The sequence below is a fragment of the Achromobacter sp. UBA5777 genome, from assembly GCF_002418565.1.
Lineage (GTDB): Bacteria > Pseudomonadota > Gammaproteobacteria > Burkholderiales > Burkholderiaceae_B > Achromobacter > Achromobacter animicus.
Genome location: NZ_DIEJ01000030.1, coordinates 1 through 20,412, shown reverse-complemented (window position 1 = coordinate 20,412; position 20,412 = coordinate 1). Strand labels below are relative to the sequence as shown.

The following is a 20,412-nucleotide window of genomic DNA, read 5'->3' as shown; positions in this document are numbered from 1 at the left end:
GGCGACATCAAGCCCGGCGACACCCTCATCGAGGCCACCAGCGGCAACACCGGCATTGCGCTGGCCATGGCGGCCGCCATGAAGGGTTACCGCATGATCCTGATCATGCCGGACAATCTGTCCGTCGAGCGGCGCGCAGCCATGGCGGCCTATGGCGCTGACCTGATCCTGACGCCGGCCGACAAGGGCGGCATGGAGTACGCCCGCGACCTGGCCACCGAGATGCAGGCCGATGGCCGTGGCGTGGTGCTGGACCAGTTCGCCAACCCCGACAATCCGCGCGCGCACATCGAAACCACGGGCCCGGAACTCTGGAATCAGACGGAAGGACGCATCACCCACTTCGTCAGCGCGATGGGCACCACGGGCACGATCATGGGCGTGTCCACCTACCTGAAGTCGCGCAATCCCGCCGTGCAGGTGGTGGGCGCGCAGCCGGCCGAAGGGTCGCAGATTCCGGGCATCCGCAAGTGGCCCGAGGCCTACCTGCCCAAGATCTTCGACCGCAGCCGCGTGGACGCCTATGAGTCCATCCAGCAGTCCGAAGCCGAAGTGATGGCGCGGCGGCTGGCTGCCGAGGAAGGCATTTTCGGCGGGATCTCGTCGGCTGGCGCGCTGGTCGCGGCGCTGCGGGTTGCCGAACGCGTAAACGATGCGACCATCGTGTTCATCGTGTGCGACCGCGGCGATCGCTATCTGTCGACGGGCGTGTTCAACTGACGCGCGGGGCCCCGGCAGCTCCGGCCGGCAGGACACCCAAATGAAAAACGCCCTGGCGGTTGAACCTGCCAGGGCGTTTAATTTTCGGCGCGGGAGTGTCCGCGCGAGGGCGCTCACCGCGCGACGCGGGCCTCGATCTCCGTCGCCAGATCCGCCACCGACGTCGCATAGAAGTAACTGCGGTTGTACTTGGTCAGCGCAAAGAAGTTGGGCGTGCCCACCCGATACTGTGCCGTACCCCGCATTTCTTCGACCAGATCCACCACGCCTAGCGGCTGGCTGCTCCAGCCATCGCTGGTCGCGCCGGGCTTGAGCTGCGAGCCGGCCGCCGACAGCGTGGTCCAGCTTTGCTTGGGCTCCAGGCCGCCGTCCACCAGCGCGGTGGGATCGGCGGGCAGCACCACGGGTGCGAACACCGGCAGGCCGCGCTGCCAACCGTGCTGCGCCAGGAAGCTGCCCACGGACATGATCGCGTCCTGCGTGTTGTTGGTCAGGTCGATATGGCCGTTGCCGTCGCCGTCCACGGCGTAGTGCATCACGCTGGTCGGCATGAATTGCGGCATGCCGATGGCGCCGGCATAGGAACCCTGCGTCTCCAGCTCGAGCTTGTCGTTCATGACCAGCGTCAGGAAATCCGCCAACTGGGTGCGGAACATGGTGGCGCGCTCGGGCTTGGCGGGATCGGGGTAGTCAAAGGCCAGAGTGGCCAGCGCGTCCAGGACGCGGAAGTTGCCCATGTTGCGGCCATAGAGCGTTTCGACGCCGATGATGGAGGCAATGATGGGCGCGGGCACGCCGAACCGTTGCGCGGCCTGATTCAGAAGGTCGCGGTTTTCGTTGTAGAACTCGACGCCCCAGGCGATGCGCTTGGGCTCGACGAAGCGCGACCGGTAGGTCAGCCAACTGCGCCAGACTTTTTTGCCCGGCGGGGAGGGCGCAATCAGCCGCGCGACCGTCGCGTTGTAGCGCGAGCTTTCCAAGGCGGACACCATCGGCGCCAGCGGCAGTTGCCGTTCGGCCGCCAGGTTCTCGACGAAGGTGCGGACCTCGGGACGCAGCGCGCCCGACGGTGTCAGCGTGGCGGGTGCGTCGTCCGCCAGTTCGGGGCCGAGCGTCGGCGTGCTGGGCCCGATGCGGATGGGGGTTGTCCCTGGAGCCTGGGCCGTTTGGGGAGCGAGGGACGTGGAGGGTGCTGCGGTGGGAGTGGTGGTGGAGCACCCCGCCAGCAGGGCGGAAAGCGCGCCGAGTTGCAGTATTCGCCGACAGATGAACATAATCTTCCTTATGGAGACCATGTATCTTACCCACCCGGCATGCCGCTTGCATGAAATGGGAAGCTGGCATCCGGAAAGCCCCCAGAGGCTGGACGCCATCTCCGATCAGTTGCTCGCAAGCGGATTGATGCCTTATCTGGATGACCGGCAGGCGCCGCAGGCGTCCCGCAATGACCTCTTGCGCGTCCACACTGTCCAGTACCTGGACAGTTTGCAGAAACATACGCCGGACCAAGGGTATTACCCTATCGATCCCGACACCCTCATGAACCCGCACACCTACGAAGCCGCGCTGCATGCCGCGGGCGCCGGGGTGGCCGCGGTCGACGCGGTGCTGGGCGGCGAGGCGCGAACGGCCTTCTGCGCGGTGCGTCCGCCGGGGCATCATGCCTGCCGTTCGCAGGCCATGGGATTCTGCTTTTTCAATAACGTCGCCATTGCGGCGCAGCATGCCATGGACTTCCACGGCCTGACGCGCGTGGCGATCGTCGATTTTGACGTTCACCATGGCAACGGCACGGAAGACGTCTTCGCCGGCGATGATCGGGTGCTGATGTGCAGCTTTTTCCAGCATCCGTTCTTCCCCAACAGCGGCGCGAATCACCCGGCCGCCAACATGCTGAATGTGCCCGTGCCCGCCTACACGGCGGGCGCCGCGGTGCGGACTATTGTCACGGACACGTGGCTGCCGCGGCTGGAAGCGCACCGCCCCGAATTGATCCTCGTGTCGGCGGGCTTTGACGCCCACCGCGAGGACGACATGGGGCAGATGGGGCTGGTCGAGGCGGACTATGCCTGGATCACCGAGCAGCTGGTCGACGTGGCTGACCGCCACTGTCAGGGCCGGATCGTGAGCACGCTCGAGGGCGGTTACAACTTGTCGGCCCTGGGCCGCAGCGTGGTCGCGCACATACGGGCGCTGGCGAAGCTGTAGAATCAGGAAAAAATTGTGCAATGCGATCCCGGCGCAAAGCCGGGTCATTATTTTCCAATTGGAGGCAGCGGGATGAAGGTGTTGGTACCTGTCAAGCGCGTCGTTGACTACAACGTCAAGGTGCGCGTCAAGTCTGATCAGACCGGCGTGGATATCGCCAACGTGAAGATGTCCATGAACCCCTTTGACGAAATCGCCGTCGAAGAAGCCACCCGCCTGAAGGAAAAGGGCGCGGTCGCTGAAGTCGTGGCGGTTTCTTGCGGCGTTGCGCAATGCCAGGAGACACTGCGCACCGCCATGGCCATCGGCGCCGATCGCGGCGTGCTGGTCCAGACCGATGCCGAACTGCAACCGCTGGCCGTCGCCAAGCTGCTCAAGGCGCTGGTCGACAAGGAACAGCCCCAGCTCGTGATCCTGGGCAAGCAGGCCATTGACGACGACGCCAACCAGACCGGCCAGATGCTCGCCGCGCTGCTGGATTGGCCGCAAGCCACGTTCGCCAGCAAGGTCGAACTGGCCGACGGCAAGGTCACCGTCACGCGCGAAGTCGACGGCGGTCTGGAAACCCTGTCGCTCAAGCTGCCCGCCATCGTGACCACCGACCTGCGCCTGAACGAACCGCGCTACGTCACGCTGCCGAACATCATGAAGGCCAAGAAAAAGCAGTTGGACACCGTCACGCCGCAAGACCTGGGCGTGGATCCCGCGCCCCGCCTGAAGACGCTGAAGGTCAGCGAGCCGCCCGCCCGCAAGGCCGGCATCAAGGTTGCCGACGTCGCGGCGCTGGTGGACAAACTCAAGAACGAAGCGAAGGTGGTCTGATCATGACGACGCTGGTTATTGCCGAACACGATAACGCCCAACTCAAGGGCGCAACCCTGAACGCCATCGCCGCCGCCGCCAAGATCGGAGGCGACGTGCACGTGCTGGTCGCCGGCGCCAACGCGCGCGCCGTGGCGGACCAGGCTGCCCAAGCCGCTGGTGTGGCAAAGGTGCTGCTGGCCGATGCGCCGCATCTGGCGGACGGCCTGGCCGAAAACGTCGCGGCGCAGGTGCTGGCCGTGGCCTCGAACTACAGCCACATCCTGTTCCCGGCCACCGCGTCGGGCAAGAACGTGGCGCCGCGCGTTGCAGCCAAGCTGGACGTGGCCCAGATCTCCGACATCATCGGTGTCGAATCCGCCGACACGTTCCAGCGCCCGATCTACGCCGGCAACGCCATTGCCACCGTGCAATCGGCCGACGCCGTCAAGGTCATCACCGTGCGCACGACCGGCTTTGACGCCGTTGCCGCTCAAGGCGGTTCGGCTTCGGTCGAAGACGCCGCTGCCGTGGCGGATTCAGGCCTGTCCACGTTCGTGGGCCGCGAAGTCGCCAAGAGCGATCGTCCCGAACTGGCCGGCGCGCGTGTCGTCGTATCGGGCGGCCGTGGTCTGGGCAGCGCCGAAAACTTCAAGATCCTGGATCCGCTGGCCGACAAGCTGGGCGCCGCACTGGGCGCTTCGCGCGCCGCGGTCGACGCCGGCTACGCGCCGAACGACTGGCAGGTTGGCCAGACCGGCAAGATCGTCGCGCCGCAGCTGTACGTGGCCGTCGGTATCTCGGGCGCCATCCAGCATCTGGCCGGCATGAAGGATTCGAAGGTCATCGTCGCGATCAACAAGGACGCCGAGGCGCCGATTTTTGGCGTCGCCGATTATGGTCTGGTGGGCGACCTGTTCACGGTCGTTCCCGAGCTGACGAACGCGCTGTAAGCCACAGCCGTTGCAGACAAAAACCGCGGGCCAGGCGCCCGCGGTTTTTTTTTGTGCCGCGCAATCTACGTGCCCAAGATAATCGAAATTGTTTTATTTTCGCAAAGACTCTGATAACGTACTTCGCGCGCTACTCACTGTTTGCGATTGTGCTTGACCTGTACAGAACGAAGGAGATTCGTGATGGAATGGTTCTTTGACACGCTACGTAAGTTCCCAGAGCTGGCGATTTTCTTGACCCTGGGCCTGGGTTATTGGATCGGGTCCAAGAAAATCTTCGGATTCAATCTGGGCGCAGTGACCGGGACATTATTGGTGGGCGTGCTGGTCGGCCAGCTCAACATTTCGATTGCTCCCATTCTCAAGCAGGTGTTCTTCCTGCTTTTTCTTTTTGGTCTTGGCTACGGCGTCGGACCGCAATTCTTCCGCGGCATGAAAAGCGATGGCCTGCCCCAGGTCATATTTGCCGTCATCATCTGCGTGCTCTGCCTGCTGGTTACCTGGGTGACCGCCATCGGATTCGGCTTTGATGCCGGGACCGGCGCGGGGCTGCTGTCCGGCGCGCAGACGATATCGGCGGTCATGGGCGTGGCGACCGACACGATCAACGGCCTGTCCATTGACGCGGCGACCAAGAAGCAGTGGATCGACAACATTCCCGTCGCGTACGCGGTCTGCTACATCTTCGGCACGGTTGGCAGCGCCTGGCTGCTGGCGTCCCTCGGTCCCAAGCTGATGCGCGTGGACATCGTGAAGGAATGCAAGGACTACGAGGCCAAGATGTCCGGCGGGGCCGATTCGATGGAGCTGTCGGGCTACCGCAAGTTCACCGCGCGAGCCTACCGGCTGGACCATACGGAATATGTCGGCAAGACGGTGGGTGAACTGGAAGCGAAGTTCGTGGATGCCCGTGTCTTTGTCGAGCGTATCCGCCGCGGCGACCAGATCATCGATGCCGACTCCAGCACCGCGTTGCAGGCCGGCGACGTGCTGGGCGTGACGGGCCGCCATGACGCGCTGGTGCTGCAGGCCTCGGGCCTTATCGGCACCGAGGTCGAGGACCGCGACGTCATCAACCTGCCGGCGGAGATCGTCGAGGTCGTGCTGACCAACAAGAACGTGGCCGGCAAGACGCTCAAGGAGCTGGCCGAGAACGAGACCGTGCGCCAACTGGGCCGCGGCGTGTTCCTGCGCAAGGTTGTGCGCGGTGGCCATGAGATGCCGGTCAACTGGGGCCTGAAACTGGACCGCGGCGACCGCCTCTTCATCCTGGGCGCCACACGCGACGTCGAACGGGCGGTCAGCAAGCTGGGCTATGTGGACCGCGCCACCAACCAGACCGACATGGTGTTTGTGGGCTTCGGCATCCTGCTGGGCGGTCTGTTCGGCACGCTGGTGCTGACGGTGGGCGGCATTCCGATCACGCTGTCGACGTCCGGCGGCGCGCTGATCTCCGGGCTGATCTTTGGATATCTGCGGTCCGTGCATCCGACCTTCGGGCGCGTCCCGGAGCCGGTTCACTGGTTCCTGACATCGGTGGGCCTGACCGCATTCGTCGCGGTGGTGGGCATCGTGTCCGGACCGGGCTTCGTGCAGGGCTTCCAGCAGTTGGGCGCAAAACTCTTCATTGCGGGCGTCATCGCCACCAGCGTCCCGATGATCCTGGGCGTGCTCATTGCCCGCTACGTCTTCAAGTTCCATCCCGCCATCTCGCTGGGCGTGTGCGCGGGGGCGCGGACCACCACCGCGGCGATCGGCCAGATCACCGAGACGGCAAAGAGCCAGGTCCCGGCGCTTGGCTACACGGTGCCCTACGCCATCGGCAATACCCTGCTCATCATCTGGGGCATTGTCATCGTCATGCTCATGGCTTAGCAGGACTGCCCGCAAGCTTCGGCTTGCGGGTGCTACAGAGAAGCGCGGCAATCGTAACGGCGCCCGCATTCACGGCGCCCGTCAACACGCACATCAGGAGTACACACATGGCTTCCACTGCGCCCGTCACCGTCAGCCTGGCCTCGGCCCTGAAGACCACGCGTTCGCGTCAGCGCGACCTTGAGCAGCTTTCGCCGTTCGAACTGAAGGACTACCTGATCACCCTGGCCAAGGATAATCAGCAGACGTCCGCGCTGACCATGCTGAACGCGGGCCGTGGCAATCCGAACTGGATTGCCACGGAACCGCGCGATGCCTTCTTCCTGCTGGGCCGGTTTGCAATGAAGGAGGCGCGCCGGGTGCGCGACGACGTCATTCTGGCGGGCATGCCGCCCAAGAAGGGCTGCGCCGACCGGCTGCGGAAATTCCTGTCCAAGCACAAGGGCGAAGAGGGCTACGACTTCCTTGCCGGCGTGCTGGAGTACGGCGTGAAGGTAAAGGGGTTCGATCCTGACGAATGGATCCACGAGCTGACCGACAGCATCATCGGCGACAACTATCCCGTCCCGCCGCGCGCGCTGGTGCACCTTGAGCAGATCGTGCATGACTACCTGATCAAGGAAATGTGCGATGGCCGTCCGCCCAAGGGCAAGTTCGATCTGTTCCCGGTCGAGGGGGGCACGGCGGCGATGTGCTACATCTTCGATTCGCTGATGCAGAACGGCCTGCTCAAGCAGGGCGACACGATCGCGCTGTTCCTGCCGACCTTCACGCCGTATATCGAGATCGCGCATCTGGAGCGTTTCCAGTTCAAGATCGTCGGCATCAACGCCGACAGCTTGCGCGCCGATGGCACGCACGATTGGCACTATCCGGCCTCGGAAATCGCCAAGCTGGAAGATCCCAAGATCAAGCTGGCGGTGACGGTGAACCCAAGCAATCCGCCGTCGGTGGCGTTCAGTCCCGTCGAAATGAAGCAGATCGTGCGCCTCATCCGGAAGAATCCCGATCTGGTGCTGGTGACGGACGACGTGTATGGAACCTTCGTGCCGAACTTCCGTTCGCTGATGGCTGAAGTGCCGCAGAACACGATCTGCGTCTATTCGTTCTCGAAGAACTTCGGTTGCACGGGTTGGCGGCTCGGCGTCATCGCCACGCACGAGAACAATACGATGGACCGGCGCATCGCCGAGCTGCCCGCGTCGTGGAAAAAGCGGCTGAACAAGCGCTACGGCGCCATGACGATGGAGCCGGAGAAACTGAAGTTCATCGACCGCATGGTCGCCGACAGCCGCAATGTGGCGTTGAACCACACGGCGGGGCTGTCCCTGCCGCAGCAGGTTCAGATGGGCTTCTTCGCGTTGTCGCACTTGCTGGACCTGAAAGATTCCTACAAGCATCTGACGATGGAAATCGTGCGGGGCCGGCGCGATGCCCTATGGCGTGGGTTGGGCATTCCCCTGCCGCCCGAGGATCCGATGCGCGGCTGGTACTACGTGGAGCTGGACTTCATGGTGTGGGCCAAGATCACGTATGGCGACGCGTTCTGCAAATACATGACCAGCAACTACGAGCCGGTGGATTTCCTGTTCCGTCTGGCGGAGAAATCCGGCGTGGTGCTGATGGATGGGGGGGGGTTCGGCGGTCCGCCCTGGTCCATCCGCGTGTCGCTGGCCAATCTGGACGACGCGGACTACGCCAAGATCGGCAAGTACATGGTCGAAGCCGCGACTGAGTACGTCGAGGCCTGGAAGGCAGGCGAACTGGTGCGTTCGGGTCCGACCGCCGGCAAGGGCCAGACCGTCAAGGCGTCCGCGGGCAAGAAGGGTGCCGGCAAGAAGGGCGCAGCGGCGGGCAAGACGCCGGGCAAGACTGCCGCCAAGAAGGCCGTCAAGAAGGCGGTGAAGAAGGCGGACACGGCAGCCAGATCGGCCAAGCAGGCGACCGCGAAGTAGGAGGCCGTTTGGCGGGCAACCGTGGCGCAGGGAACTGCAACGCGGTAATTCGCAGCGCAGGCCATTGCACAGCAGGCAACAACAGGGCGGCGTGGACTCATGACGTGTTCGGTCGGGTTTTTCAATAGCGTTCCCATCGCGGTGCTGTTCGTCACGGTGGGTTTGGGATACCTGATCGGCAAGCTGAAGGTCGGGCCGATACAGCTAGGCGGCGTGTGCGGCACGCTCATCGTCGCCCTGCTGATCGGCCAGACAGGCTGCCAGATGCGCGGCGACCTCAAGGAGGTCGCGTTTGCCCTGTTCATCTTCGCCATGGGCTACTCGGGCGGCCCGCAGTTCTTCGCAAATCTCAACCGGTCCAGCCTGCGCTATGTCGTCCTGCCGCTGATCGAGGCGGTGCTCGTGCTGACGATCGTGCTGGCGGCCGTGCCGCTGTTCGGGCTGGATGCCGGCACCGCAGCAGGCCTGGCGGCGGGCGCTGCGACCGAATCGGCCGTGGTGGGCACCGCCGCCGAGGCGCTCAAGCACCTGGGGCTGCCGGACGCGGAAGTGCAGCGCATGGAAGCCAACATCGCCACGGCCTACACGCTGACCTATCTGGTGGGCCTCATCAGCATCGTGTTCTTCACCAGCCAGGTGGCGCCCGCGCTGCTGCGGATCAATCTGCGCGAGGCGTCCAAAGCGCTTGAGGCCAAGCTGGGTGCGGCGCCTGGCGACAACGACGAGGCCAGCCTGCCGACGTTGCCGCGTCTGGTGGGGCGCGCCCACGTGGTCAAGGACGTCGATGGCAAACGGGTGGGCGACGTGGAGGCGCAGCTGGGCGGGCGCACCGTGATCAGCCGCGTCCTGCGCAACGGCGAGGCCGTCGACGCCACGCCCGATTACGTGCTTGCGACCGGCGACATCGTGGTCGTCCTGGGATTGCGCCGCTTTGCCCTGCGCGCCGGATCGGTGATCGGCCCGGAAATCCAGTTGCCCGAAGCGCATGCGGACGACCTGCAATTGAGCGAGCTGCAGGTCATCGTCAGCAAGAAGACCGTAAATGGCCACACGGTGGGTGAGCTGGCTTTGCGGCCCAATGCACGGCGCGCGCGAGGCGTGTTCCTGCAATCCATCTCGCGCTCCGGCCACGTGCTGCCCCTGACGCCGGCGACAGTGGTGCAGTTCGGCGATCTGGTCACCCTGGTGGGTGCGGAGCCCGAACTATCCGAGGCGGGCGCTGCGCTGGGTTCCGAATTGCGCCGCAGCGGCGTGACGGACCTGGTGTTTCTGGCGTTCGGCATTCTTGCCGGGCTGATGATCGGCAGCCTGGGGGCAAGACTGTGGGGGATTCCGGTCTCGCTGGGCAGCGGGGGCGGCGCGCTGGTCAGCGGTCTGGTGTGCGGCTGGATCAACGCCAAGCGGCCGTCGATCGGGCACATGCCGGCCCATGCGGTGCAACTGCTCAAGGACCTGGGTCTGGCGATCTTCGTGGCCTGCGTGGGCTTGTCCGCCGGGCCGGATGCGCTATCGCTGATCCGCGAGCATGGGGCGGTGCTGCCGCTGATCGGCCTGCTTGTGTCGCTGGGACCCGCGTGCCTGTCGCTGTGGGTGGGGCACAAGTTGCTGAAGATCGAGGGGCCGCTGCTGGTGGGCGCCATAGCGGGGCAGCACGTCAGCACCCCGGCCATCAGCGCCATCCTGACCGCCAGCGGCAGCTCGGTGCCGCTGCTGGGCTACACGGTGACGTACGCCATTGCCAATGTGCTGCTGCCGGTGCTGGGACCGATCATCGTGTCCCTGGCGTATCACTTGAGTTGAGGCGGGCGCCGGGCGTGCCGGCGTCACCCGATAAGACGGCTGCGAATATTGCATAAGGTTATATGACTTGCGTATTTCCTCGCCTAAAGGTTTGATGGAAGAATCGTTTCACACGCGGTAACGTCACACGGCAACCTCCGCCACGAAACGCGATTGCCCGCTGCAGTCCATGCCGGACCGTCAGCCGGTCCCTACAACTGAATCCCGTACAGGAGACATCATGAGTCAACTACGCCTGGGCGACGTCGCCCCCGATTTCGAGCAGGAATCCTCGGCTGGCAAGATCCGCTTCCACGAGTACCTGGGCAACAGCTGGGGTGTGCTGTTCTCGCATCCGGCCGATTTCACGCCGGTTTGCACGACCGAACTGGGCTACACGGCCAAACTGGCCGACGAGTTTGCCAAGCGCAACGTGAAGGTCCTGGCCCTGTCGGTCGATGGCGCCGATTCGCACGCCAAGTGGATCGAAGACATCAACGACACGCAATCGACGACGGTCAACTTCCCGATCATCGCCGACAAGGATCGCAAGGTTTCCGAGCTTTACGACATGATCCATCCGAATGCCAGCGCTACGGCGACCGTGCGTTCGGTGTTCGTCATCGATCCGAACAAGAAGGTCCGCCTGACCATCACGTATCCCGCCAGCACGGGCCGCAACTTCAATGAAATCCTTCGCGTCATCGATTCGCTGCAGCTGACCGACAGCCACAGCGTGGCCACGCCGGTCAACTGGGAGGACGGCGACGACGTCATCATCGTTCCGTCCCTGCAGGACGAAGCGGTGATCAAGGAAAAATTCCCGAAGGGCTACAAGGCCGTGCGTCCGTACCTGCGCATCACGCCGCAACCGAATAAGTAAATTCGAAAAATGGGGGGTTGGCCCCCCGGCTTGAATGCGGTCCCGCGCCGCCCGAACCGCCGCGATCTTCATAGAGGATCGCGGCGGTTTTTCGTTGTTGGGATGCCTGTCCTATATGCCTCTTGGCGATGAGCAACCAAATAATGATTCGTTCCGTTCAGATCGGCCAACACGCAAACTTGCCTCCACATTGCAGATCACAGGGAGCAAGGGATGTCTTTCAGGAAAGCCGGTTGGTTGGCCGCCTTGGCCGCAGTGACGGTTTCATTTGCCGCGATTGCGCCGGCGCAGGCGCAGCAGAAGCAGACGCTGCTGAACGTCTCTTACGATCCGACGCGCGAACTCTACCGCGCGATCGATGACGCCTTCATCAAGCAGTACAAGGACAAGGCGAACGTCGATCTGACGATCCGCCAATCGCACGGCGGTTCCGGCCGCCAGGCGCGCTCGGTGATCGACGGGCTGGAAGCCGACGTGGTGACGCTGGCGCTGGCCTACGACATCGACGCCATCGCGGACCGCGGCCTCTTGCCCGAGAACTGGCAGGCCCGTCTGCCGCAGAACAGCTCGCCCTACACGTCCACCATCGTGTTCCTGGTGCGCAAGGGCAACCCCAAGCAGATCAAGGACTGGGACGACCTGCTCAAGGACGGCGTGCAAGTCATCACGCCCAATCCCAAGACCTCGGGCGGCGCTCGCTGGAACTATCTGGCTGCCTGGGCGTATGCGCTGGAGAAGAATGGCGGCAGCGAGGACAAGGCGCGCGCATTCGTCGGCGATCTGCTCAAGCACGTGCCGGTGCTGGACACCGGCGCGCGCGGCGCCACCACGACGTTCGTGGAGCGCGGCGTGGGCGACGTGCTGCTGGCGTGGGAGAACGAGGCTTTCCTGGCGCTGGAAGAACTGGGTCCGGACAAGTTCGACATCGTGGTGCCGTCGCTATCCATCCTGGCCGAACCGCCGGTGGCCATCGTCGATAAGGTCGTGGACAAGAAGGGCACCCGCGCCGCCGCGCAGGCCTATCTGGAATTCCTGTACACCCCGGCCGCGCAGGAAATCATCGCCAAGAACTACTACCGGCCGCTGGACAAGACGGTCGCCGCCAAATACGAAGCCAAATTCCCCAAGGTCAAGCTCGTCACCATCGACGACAAGATCTTCGGCGGCTGGCGCAAGGCGCAGAAGGATCACTTCAGCGACGGCGGCACCTTCGACCAGATCTACCAGCCGCAGAAGAAATAACTGCATAACGTTCGGACGACGGCCATGACTTCAGCCTCGAACCCGGCGGCAATCGGCGCGCAAGCGCCTTTTGCCGTTCGGCGCAACAGCCCGGGCGTGCTGCCCGGATTCGGCATTTCCATGGGCTACGCGGTGCTGTATCTCAGCGTGCTCGTGCTGATCCCGCTGGCCGCCTTGCCTATTAAGAGTGCGGGGCTCGGATGGGAGGGCTTCTGGGACGCGGTGACGGCGCCGCGCGTGGTGGCGTCGTACAAGCTGACCTTCGGCGCCTCGTTCATCGCCGCGCTGGTGAACCTGGTGTTCGGCACGGTCGTCGCCTGGGTGCTGGTGCGCTATCGCTTTCCCGGCAAGAAGATCCTGGATGCGCTGGTCGACCTGCCGTTCGCGCTGCCGACGGCCGTGGCGGGCATTGCGCTGACCGCGCTGTACTCGCAGAAGGGCTGGCTGGGCGGGCCGCTGTCCGAATGGTTCGGCCTGAAGGTGGCGTTCACGCCGCTAGGCATCGTCATCGCGCTCATCTTCATCGGGGTGCCGTTCGTCGTGCGCACGGTGCAGCCGGTGCTCGAAGACGTGGAGCGCGAAATCGAAGAGGCCGCCGCCAGCCTGGGCGCGGACCGCTGGCAGACTTTCCGGCGTGTGCTGCTGCCGACGATCATGCCGGCCTTGATGACGGGCTTTGCGCTGGCGTTCGCGCGCGCGGTAGGTGAGTACGGCTCGGTGGTGTTCATCGCCGGCAACATGCCGATGGTGTCCGAGATCACGCCGCTGCTGATCATTTCCAAGCTGGAGCAGTTCGACTACGCGGGCGCGGCCGCCATCGCGACCGTGATGCTGGTGCTGTCGTTCGTGCTGCTCCTCATCATCAACCTGTTGCAGGGCTGGCAGGCGCGCCGCGGCCTGGGGAGGCAGTCATGAGCGCACCGGATCGTCCCGCGCATTTGACCGAGCCGCGCTGGGTGCGCGGCGTGTTGCTGTTCATCGCGCTGGGCTTTCTGGCGCTGTTTCTGCTGGTGCCGCTGGCGGCCGTGTTTGCCGAGGCCTTCCGCAAGGGATGGGCGCTTTATCTTGAAGCGATCGTCGAGCCGGACGCCTGGGCCGCCATCCGGCTGACGTTGCTGGTCGCGGCCATCGCCTTGCCGGTGAACCTGGTGTTCGGCGTTGCCGCCGCGTGGGCCATCACCAAGTTCCAGTTCCGCGGAAAGCAGTTCCTCATCACGCTGATCGACCTGCCGTTCTCGGTGTCGCCGGTGGTGGCGGGCCTGGTGTTCGTGCTGCTGTTCGGCTCGCAGGGCTGGTTTGGCGAATGGCTGCAGGCGCACGACATCAAGATCGTCTACGCGGTGCCCGGAATCATCCTGGCGACGTTGTTCGTGACCTTTCCGTTCGTCGCGCGCGAGCTCATCCCGCTGATGCAGGCGCAGGGCAGCGAGGAAGAGCAGGCCGCGCTGACGCTGGGTGCGAGCGGCTGGCAGATCTTCTGGCGGGTGACGCTGCCGAACATCAAGTGGGGCTTGCTGTACGGCGCGATCCTGTGCAATGCGCGGGCCATGGGCGAATTCGGCGCGGTGTCGGTGGTGTCGGGCCAGATCCGCGGACTGACCAACACGATGACGCTGCACGTCGAGATTCTCTACAACGAATACCAATATTCCGCCGCGTTCGCCGTTGCTTCGCTGCTGGCGCTGCTGGCGCTGGTGACGCTGGTGGCCAAGAACGTGGTCGAGTGGCGCAACGCGCGCCTGCAGCAGAACGCGGACCAGCCGGTGGAGTATCCCGGCGCCGCGGTAGCCATCAAGCCGGCGGTCGCCTGACGTGACCGGCCGGACAAGGAGACAGGCATGAGTATCGAAGTACGCAATCTATCCAAGCGGTTCGGACAGTTCCGCGCGCTGAACGACGTGTCGCTGCACATCGAGACCGGCGAACTCGTGGCGCTGCTGGGGCCGTCGGGCTGCGGCAAGACGACGCTGCTGCGCATCATCGCCGGGCTGGAATCGGCCGATTCGGGCAGCGTGCTGTTCGCCGGCGAGGACGCCACGGCGGTGGACGTGCGCCAGCGCCAGGTGGGATTCGTGTTCCAGCACTACGCGCTGTTCAAGCACATGACGGTGTTCGAGAACGTGGCGTTCGGCCTGCGCGTGAAGCATCGTTCACAGCGCCCGTCGGAGGACCAGATCAAGCGCAAGGTGCACGACCTGCTGGGCCTGGTGCAATTGGACTGGCTGGCCGACCGCTATCCCGCGCAGTTGTCGGGCGGACAGCGTCAGCGCATCGCCCTGGCGCGCGCGCTGGCGGTCGAGCCGCGCGTGCTGTTGCTGGACGAGCCCTTCGGCGCCCTGGACGCCAAGGTGCGCAAGGAACTGCGCCGCTGGCTGCGGCGGCTGCACGACGAACTGCACGTGGCCAGCGTGTTCGTCACGCACGACCAGGAGGAGGCGCTGGAAGTGTCGGACCGCGTTGTGCTGATGAACGCCGGCCGCATTGAACAGGTGGGGACGCCCCGCGAGGTCTGGGAAGGTCCGGCCACGCCGTTCGTCTACGGCTTCCTGGGCGACGTGAACCAGCTCCAGGGCACCGCCACGCGTGGCGTGTTTCAAGGCGCGGGCCTGTCGCTGCCCGCGCCGGAGCTGGCGCAGGCCGATGCGCAGCGCGCCACCGCGTATGTGCGGCCGCATGAGTTCGAGGTCGAGCGTTATCGCGCCGGCGCGGACGGCATTCCGGTGCGGCTGTCTCACGCGTATCTGGCCGGTCCCAGCGCGTATCTGGAACTGGCGCGCCAGGACACGGACGCGATCATCGAAGCCGAGGTGCCCGAGTCGCTGTACCAGGAGCTGAATCTGCGGGACGGCGAAATCCTGCTCGCGCGTCCCCGCCGGGCGCGCATCTTTGCGGTGCAGCCATGACGACGACCCATACCTCCCTTGAACTGACCCCGGCGCTGGCGGCGCGCTGGCGCGATCTGACTGAGCGCCTGGCGGACATCCAGCGCCGTTATCCGGACGCCGCGCTGGCGTCGTCGCTGGCGGCCGAAGACATGGTGCTGACCCACGCCATCTACGACTCGGGCCTGGACCTGGAAGTCTTCACGCTGGACACGGGCCGCCTGCACGCCGAGACGCTGGGCGTGTTGGACGCCGTGCGGGAGCGCTATGGCCGTGAGGTCACCGTGTACCGGCCGGTTAAGGCGGCGGTCGACGAACACGTCGCGGCGCACGGCGCTTATGCGTTCTACGAAAGCGTCGATCTGCGCAAGGCCTGTTGCCAGATCCGCAAGGTCGAACCGTTGAAACGCGCCCTGGCCGGCCGCGGCGCCTGGATCACCGGGCAACGGCGCGCGCAGTCCACGACGCGCGGCGAGCTGCTGCTGGAAGAGGACGACGCGACCTTCGGCCTCTACAAGTTCAACCCGCTGGCCGAGTGGAGCGAGGACGACATCTGGTCCGCCATTCGCGCGCTCGGCATTCCGTACAACCCGCTGCACGACCAGGGCTACCCGTCCATCGGTTGCGAACCCTGTACGCGCGCCATCCGCCCCGGCGAAGACCTGCGGGCAGGGCGCTGGTGGTGGGAGTCATCCGACTCGAAGGAATGCGGCCTGCATGCGGGCAACCGGGTCATCACCATTGCGGCGCGCGCAGATTGAGCGCGGCCATGAATTCAAAATTGTTTTAGGGGAATAGCTATGTCTGCCGTGATCCAACGCAGCCACCTGGATTGGCTGGAATCGGAAGCGATCTTCATCCTGCGCGAAGTCGCCGCCGAATGCGAAAAGCCCGTCCTGCTCTTTTCGGGCGGCAAGGACTCCGTCGTGCTGCTGCGCCTGGCCGAAAAGGCCTTTCGGCCGGGACGCTTTCCGTTCCCGCTGATGCACATCGACACCGCCCACAACTTCGACGAGGTGATCGCCTTTCGCGATGCCCGCGCGGCCGAGCTGGGCGAAACCCTGATCGTGCGCAGCGTTGAGGACTCGATCAAGCGCGGCAGTGTCGTGCTGCGCCGCGAGACCGATTCGCGCAACGCGGCGCAGGCCGTGACGCTGCTGGAAGCCATCGAGGAGTTCGGGTTCGACGCCTGCATCGGCGGCGCGCGTCGCGATGAGGAAAAGGCGCGCGCCAAGGAACGCATCTTTTCGTTCCGAGACGAGTTCGGGCAGTGGGATCCCAAGGCTCAACGCCCCGAACTCTGGAGCCTTTTCAACACCCGCGTGCATCGCGGCGAGAACATGCGCGTCTTTCCGATCTCGAACTGGACCGAGCTGGATGTCTGGCAGTACATCCAGCGCGAACAGCTGGCGCTGCCGCCGATCTATTACGCGCACGAGCGCGAGGTGGTTCGCCGCAAGGGCCTGCTGGTGCCCGTCACCCGCCTGACGCCGCCGGCCGACGGCGAACAGGTCGAACGCCTGTCCGTCCGGTTCCGCACGGTGGGCGACATCTCGTGCACGTGCCCGGTCGCCTCGGACGCCGCCGACACCATGGCCATCATCGCCGAGACCGCCGTGACGGACATCACCGAGCGCGGCGCCACGCGCATGGACGACCAGACTTCCGAGGCCTCGATGGAGCGCCGCAAGAAGGAAGGCTATTTCTGAATGAGATGACGCGTCGGCGCAAGCCGGCGCCTGGGGAACCACATGAATGCACTGAACGATTCCTTTCTTTCCGGCGCCGACACCGGCGTGCTGCGGCTGATCACGGCGGGCTCCGTCGATGACGGCAAATCCACGCTGATCGGCCGCCTGCTGTACGACAGCAAGGGCGTCTTCGCCGACCAGCTCGACGCAATCTCGCGCGCCAAGCACAAGCGGGTGGCGGGCGACGGCATCGATTTTTCGCTGCTGACCGACGGCCTGGAAGCCGAGCGGGAGCAGGGCATCACCATCGACGTCGCCTACCGCTACTTTTCGACGCCCACGCGCAAGTTCATCATCGCCGACGCGCCGGGCCACGAGCAGTACACACGCAACATGGTGACCGGCGCGTCGACCGCGGACGTCGCCGTGATCCTGATCGACGCGACCCGCGCCGCCGACGGCAAGCTGCTGCCGCAGACCAAGCGGCACAGCACCATCGCGCGCCTCTTAGGCATCCGCCACATCGTCGTGGCGGTCAACAAGATGGACCTGGTGGACTGGGACCGCGCGGTGTTCGAACGCATCCGCGATGCCTATGCGGACCTGGCGGTCAAATTGGGCATCCCGCACTTCGACGCGCTGCCGCTGTCGGCGCTGAGCGGCGACAACGTCGTCACGTTGTCCGCCAAGACGCCGTGGTACGAAGGGCAACCGCTGCTCGCGCTGCTGGAGTCGCTGGACCTGTCGGGCGACGGCCGCACCTTGCCGCTGCGCTTTCCGGTGCAATGGGTGGCGCGTCATGGCGGCGATCGCGCGGATGATTTCCGCGGCTACGCCGGCCGCGTTGCCAGCGGCGTGCTGCGCCCCGGCGACGAAGTGACGGTGCAGCCGTCGGGCGTGACGGCGGTGGTGCAGGAAGTGCGTGCGTTTGATCGTGCGCTGGATGAAGCGGTGGCTGGCGATTCGATCACGCTGGTGCTGGACCGCGACGTTGACGTGTCGCGCGGCGACGTAATCGTGCACACCGCCGCGCCGGCGCAGGTCTCGCGCGAGTTCGAAGCCGAGTTGTGCTGGCTGGATGCGCAGGCGTTGAATCCCGCGCGCAAGTACCTGCTGAAGTCGGGCACGCGGCTGACGTCGGCGAAGGTGCGCGCGGTGTTGTCGCATCGGGACATCCATGAACTGCAGGAGGTCGAGAACACAGAAGGCACCTTGCGCATGAACGACATCGGACGCGTGACGTTGACGACGCGCGAGTCGCTGGCGGTTGATCGTTATGACGATGTGGCAGCGACTGGCGCGTTCATTCTGATCGATGAAGCCACACATCAGACGGCTGCGGCGGGTATGTTGCGGTAAACCGCAATTCCGGTTGAAGGGCGGGCTCGCGTGGCCCGTTTTTTTGTGTTGTTTTTCGTCCAAACCCAATGCTGGCGCGGGTTTCCGGGCCATATCGCAAGATGAAATCGAATTGTTCAGACGATGTCTTCTTCTTGCGGTAAAGTTGGGCTGTCTTACGAAAAGGCTTTTGGTGCTTGTCAAAACCACTGTGTTTTTGTACAGTAGTTTTTATGGCACGCACCGATCATTCTTTTCCCGCCGGTTCTGGGTCCCCGGCTGCCGCCCCCGCCGCCTTGCGCGGTCGGGGTGCGGTTACTAATGTTCGGCATCGCTTTCAGCGCGATGACCGCGTGCAGGTCGACGACGGCTGGTCCGCTTCCGGTCTGCCTACCGACTTCGTCGATTCTGTCCCCGATTCCTTTCCCGATATTTCATCGTCTGCCGGTCAAGCCGTTGCGGTTGAACAGACTGCAGGCGCTGCTGCCCGCGCCACCGTCATCCCCATCCTGCCCGACACGCGCTCCGCGCCGGCCGCCCCTAAAACTACGGTCACTGCAGAAGAGGCGCGCAAGATCCTGTCGCGCAACGATTCCCCTGACATTCCCTTTGAAGTGGCGGCCAATCCGTACCGCGGTTGCGAGCACGGTTGCGTGTATTGCTATGCCCGGCCCACGCATTCCTACCTGGGTTATTCACCCGGGCTGGACTTCGAAACGCGGCTGGTCGCCAAGGCCAATGCGGTCGAGGCCCTGCGCGCCGAATTGGCCCGTCCCGGCTACAAGCCGTCGCCCATCAATATCGGCTCGGCCACCGACGCCTACCAGCCCATCGAGCGCGACTGGCGCCTGACGCGCGGCATGCTCGAACTGGCGCTTGAAACCCGCCACCCGGTCACCATCGTCACCAAGAACGCGCTGGTCGCCCGCGACCTCGACCTCCTGGCTGCCCTGGCGCAGCAGAATCTCGTGGTGGTCTACATCAGCATCACCACGCTGGATGCCGGCATGGCCCGTACGCTGGAACCGCGCGCCGCTGCGCCGTGGCGCCGCCTGGAAGCGGTGCGCAGCCTGACCGACGCCGGCGTGCCGGTGGGCGTGCTGGTGGCTCCGGTCATCCCCTTCATCAACGACGAGTCCATGGAGCACATCCTCCAGGAGGCCAAAGCGGCCGGCGCCCATTACGCCAGCTACACGGTCTTGCGCCTGCCCTGGGAGGTCAAGACCCTGTTCGAGGATTGGCTCAACGCCCACTACCCGGACCGCGCGCAACGCGTCCTGCACCGCATCGAAGACCTGCGCAACGGCCGCCGCAACGATCCCAACTTCGGATCGCGCATGCGCGGCACGGGCATCTGGGCTGACCTGCTGCGCCAGCGTTTTGCGGTCGCCACGCGCAAGCTGGGGCTCAACCGTACCCGCCTCTCGCTCGATTGCAGCCGGTTCGTGCCGCCTGCGGGTCCGGGTGCCTCAGCGTCGCTATTCGATGGCGCGGCGTCGGGACTTGCAGGGGTTGACGCAGCGGGTGCTGCAACCGGCGCAGCCGCAACGCCTTCGGGATCAACCGGCGTTGCTGGCGAAGCCGGCGCGGCTGGCGCCGGCAACGTGGCCGGCTCCGCTGATGCCGCTACCGATTTTCAATCCCCGGTTGGCGCGAAAGCGTCTTCAGGGGTCCCTTTTCCTGGTGGTTTGCCCGCGGTCAGCGGCGCATACGGGCGCGGTCCGCGCCAGTTGCGCGCCATGGCGGCCGGCCAATTGTCTTTGTTCGATTGACCGCAGGCTGCTGTTGCCTCGGGTGCATGCCAGGGCGATTTGCCTCGGCGCTGGAACGTTTATCCAAGGAGTTCCCATGAACACCGCTGATTTTTCCGTCCTGCCGGATGAGCTTGTCGTTTCCCTGAATCCGCTGCGCCGCGGCGCCAACCGCGCGCGCACCTTCTGCGCCCGGCTGACCGGCATGGCCATGCCCTGGACCGGCACGATGTCGGACCAGCCCGCACGGGCGACCCGCATGCCCGCCCGCTGGCCGTTCCCGCCGGCGCCAACCCCCGAGGAAGTCTCGGGCGCCGCTGGGACGGTTGGCGCT

17 protein-coding genes and 1 pseudogene are annotated in these 20,412 nt (G+C 65.0%); 17 read left to right on the top strand and 1 reads right to left on the bottom strand.

Going from position 1 to position 20,412, the window contains the following annotated elements:
* Window positions 1-720 (top strand): cysteine synthase CysM (gene cysM / locus B3446_RS01775; protein WP_291377004.1); only part of this gene is annotated, 720 nt, incomplete at its 5' end.
* Between the two features lie 113 nt (window positions 721-833).
* On the opposite strand, the gene mltB is transcribed toward cysM, so the two are convergent.
* Window positions 834-1,994 carry a lytic murein transglycosylase B gene (gene mltB / locus B3446_RS01770; protein ID WP_291377002.1) on the bottom strand — a complete coding sequence of 387 codons (1,161 nt, stop codon included), beginning with the start codon at window positions 1,992-1,994 and terminating at the stop codon, window positions 834-836.
* 10 nt (window positions 1,995-2,004) lie between these two features.
* Here mltB and B3446_RS01765 point away from each other — a divergent pair, with 10 nt between their 5' ends.
* The 16 genes and pseudogenes from B3446_RS01765 to B3446_RS01690 form a co-directional block, all read left to right on the top strand.
* On the top strand, window positions 2,005-2,928 hold the full coding sequence (locus B3446_RS01765) for a histone deacetylase family protein (protein WP_175124735.1): 924 nt from the start codon (window positions 2,005-2,007) through the stop codon (window positions 2,926-2,928).
* Between the two features lie 72 nt (window positions 2,929-3,000).
* Window positions 3,001-3,750 carry an electron transfer flavoprotein subunit beta/FixA family protein gene (locus tag B3446_RS01760; protein ID WP_056322273.1) on the top strand — a complete coding sequence of 250 codons (750 nt, stop codon included), beginning with the start codon at window positions 3,001-3,003 and terminating at the stop codon, window positions 3,748-3,750.
* Window positions 3,751-3,752: 2 nt separating this feature from the next.
* Window positions 3,753-4,682 carry an electron transfer flavoprotein subunit alpha/FixB family protein gene (locus tag B3446_RS01755; RefSeq protein ID WP_056567625.1) on the top strand — a complete coding sequence of 310 codons (930 nt, stop codon included), beginning with the start codon at window positions 3,753-3,755 and terminating at the stop codon, window positions 4,680-4,682.
* Window positions 4,683-4,865: 183 nt separating this feature from the next.
* Window positions 4,866-6,557: an aspartate-alanine antiporter gene (gene aspT, locus B3446_RS01750; protein WP_291376996.1), complete on the top strand. Its 1,692-nt coding sequence runs from the start codon at window positions 4,866-4,868 to the stop codon at window positions 6,555-6,557.
* Between the two features lie 107 nt (window positions 6,558-6,664).
* A complete protein-coding gene (locus tag B3446_RS01745; protein WP_191576633.1) occupies window positions 6,665-8,512 on the top strand; it encodes a bifunctional aspartate transaminase/aspartate 4-decarboxylase in 1,848 nt (615 codons plus the stop codon).
* Between the two features lie 99 nt (window positions 8,513-8,611).
* Window positions 8,612-10,312 carry an aspartate-alanine antiporter gene (gene aspT / locus B3446_RS01740; RefSeq protein WP_175124723.1) on the top strand — a complete coding sequence of 567 codons (1,701 nt, stop codon included), beginning with the start codon at window positions 8,612-8,614 and terminating at the stop codon, window positions 10,310-10,312.
* Between the two features lie 220 nt (window positions 10,313-10,532).
* On the top strand, window positions 10,533-11,174 hold the full coding sequence (locus B3446_RS01735; protein WP_175124722.1) for a peroxiredoxin: 642 nt from the start codon (window positions 10,533-10,535) through the stop codon (window positions 11,172-11,174).
* Between the two features lie 213 nt (window positions 11,175-11,387).
* A complete protein-coding gene (locus B3446_RS01730) occupies window positions 11,388-12,416 on the top strand; it encodes a sulfate ABC transporter substrate-binding protein (protein ID WP_191576631.1) in 1,029 nt (342 codons plus the stop codon).
* A gap of 24 nt (window positions 12,417-12,440) precedes the next feature.
* Entirely contained in the window at window positions 12,441-13,331 is an 891-nt protein-coding gene (cysT, locus tag B3446_RS01725) for a sulfate ABC transporter permease subunit CysT (protein WP_291376994.1), read from the top strand.
* A complete protein-coding gene (cysW, locus tag B3446_RS01720) occupies window positions 13,328-14,227 on the top strand; it encodes a sulfate ABC transporter permease subunit CysW (protein WP_175124719.1) in 900 nt (299 codons plus the stop codon). Before cysT ends, cysW begins: the two co-directional genes overlap by 4 nt.
* 27 nt (window positions 14,228-14,254) lie before the next feature.
* Window positions 14,255-15,319, top strand: coding sequence for a sulfate/molybdate ABC transporter ATP-binding protein (locus B3446_RS01715; RefSeq protein ID WP_105237940.1), 1,065 nt, complete (start codon window positions 14,255-14,257; stop codon window positions 15,317-15,319).
* The gene (locus B3446_RS01710; RefSeq protein WP_291376991.1) at window positions 15,316-16,059 is read left to right on the top strand and encodes a phosphoadenylyl-sulfate reductase; all 744 of its coding nucleotides are present in this window, start codon (window positions 15,316-15,318) and stop codon (window positions 16,057-16,059) included. Before B3446_RS01715 ends, B3446_RS01710 begins: the two co-directional genes overlap by 4 nt.
* Before the next feature lie 39 nt (window positions 16,060-16,098).
* Entirely contained in the window at window positions 16,099-17,007 is a 909-nt protein-coding gene (cysD, locus tag B3446_RS01705) for a sulfate adenylyltransferase subunit CysD (RefSeq protein ID WP_224776757.1), read from the top strand.
* A 42-nt stretch (window positions 17,008-17,049) separates the two neighbouring features.
* Window positions 17,050-18,348 (top strand): sulfate adenylyltransferase subunit 1, encoded by a 1,299-nt coding sequence (locus tag B3446_RS01700; protein ID WP_286893154.1) that lies wholly within the window; start codon window positions 17,050-17,052, stop codon window positions 18,346-18,348.
* Between the two features lie 212 nt (window positions 18,349-18,560).
* Window positions 18,561-20,099 (top strand): PA0069 family radical SAM protein, encoded by a 1,539-nt coding sequence (locus B3446_RS01695; protein WP_291376987.1) that lies wholly within the window; start codon window positions 18,561-18,563, stop codon window positions 20,097-20,099.
* 76 nt (window positions 20,100-20,175) lie between these two features.
* Window positions 20,176-20,412 (top strand): annotated as a pseudogene (locus tag B3446_RS01690) (hypothetical protein); the annotation flags it as partial.